The following is a 1,252-nucleotide window of genomic DNA, read 5'->3' on the forward strand; positions in this document are numbered from 1 at the left end:
GTTTGTCAGCAGCGCCGCTCCGGCGGGCATGGGCAAGGGGCTCGGCGGGATCGGCGGCCTGGGTGGCGCCGAGGCCGGCCTGGGCAAGGCCCGGCTGGTCGGGGCGATGTCGGTGCCCCCGAACTGGCAGGGGTCGGCCCCCTCGCGGATGGTCAGCGCCGCGATGTCGGGCCTGGGCAGCGAGATGCCCGGTGCGGCCGCCGCGGCGGCGGGTGCGCCGATGGGCGGCGGCATGCCGATGATGCCGATGCCGATGGGCGGCGGCATGGGTGCCGGCGCGGGCATGCCCGGCGGGATGATGGGCCGCGGCGGGGCCAGCCCGACGCACGTCATCCAGCAGCGGCCCAGCGTGGTACCGCGTACCGGCGTCGGATAGGCCGTCGGAATACGCGTCTAGCTGGTCCTAATCAGCCACCAAGGGCGCGGGTGACACCTGGGGGAAATGGGTGTTGCCCGCGCCTTCGGCATGTTGACTGGCCGGTGAACCGTTTTTGGTCGTCGCGGCACTCTTAAAAGCTCGCCCGAATGCGTTCCGACCGCGATTTTGGGATCCGCCGTTAGGGCGTCAATCCCTTGTCGGATGCCATACCCGCGGTCGATTCCAACCCCGAAACCGCGCGTCCGGCGTCCGGGCGTGCGAGCCGGTGCCCCCGGCACCGCGGCCCGCCCCGAAAAGATGTTGTGTGGCAACGACTTCCGGGGCGACGGGCGGGGCGCGCTGCCGCCGGCCGCGCCGGCCGGGATCCGGCCACCGGTTCGCCGATCTTCGCGCACCTGTTCTAAAGGGAGCGAAATCCAAGAAACTCGGGCATTGTGCGTCGGATTGACTTACGATGCGAAGTACTCGGCGATGGTTTGTTCACCACCGGGTGAGGAATGTACGGAGACGGCTGTGGAAGGGGGCAGCATGCTATTGCCTCTTGGTTCGCCGCTGCCGGACGATGCGGTAGCGGCGAAGCGTGGTGAGTCCGGCATGCTCGGCGGCCTATCGGTTCCACTGAAGTGGGGCGTAGCCGTGCCGCCGGATGACTATGACCATTGGGCACCGGAGCCGGAAGAGGGCGCCGATGCCGGCAACACGGGGACCGACGGGCAAAACCCCGAGGCCACCGCAGAGGGCATGGACGAGTGGAACGAATGGGCCGAATGGAGCGAGTGGCAGGGCGAGGCGGAACCTCGCTTCGACTTGCCGCGGACTACCGGCGTGATACCGACTTCTCCAGCAGCCGGCTGAGAGACAGGGAGTATCGGG

2 protein-coding genes are annotated in these 1,252 nt (G+C 69.0%); both read left to right on the forward strand.

Annotation, left to right across the window (positions count from 1 at the left end; genetic code table 11):
- The coding region (locus tag AC5Y2S_RS28910; RefSeq protein ID WP_499960049.1) for a PPE family protein, SVP subgroup at nucleotides 1–376 on the forward strand (376 nt) is incomplete at its 5' end.
- 531 nt (nucleotides 377–907) lie between these two features.
- Nucleotides 908–1,234 carry a hypothetical protein gene (locus AC5Y2S_RS28915; protein WP_499960050.1) on the forward strand — a complete coding sequence of 109 codons (327 nt, stop codon included), beginning with the start codon at nucleotides 908–910 and terminating at the stop codon, nucleotides 1,232–1,234.
- Nucleotides 1,235–1,252 lie beyond the last annotated feature (18 nt).

The sequence above is a fragment of the Mycobacterium sp. NGS69 genome (assembly GCF_059812165.1).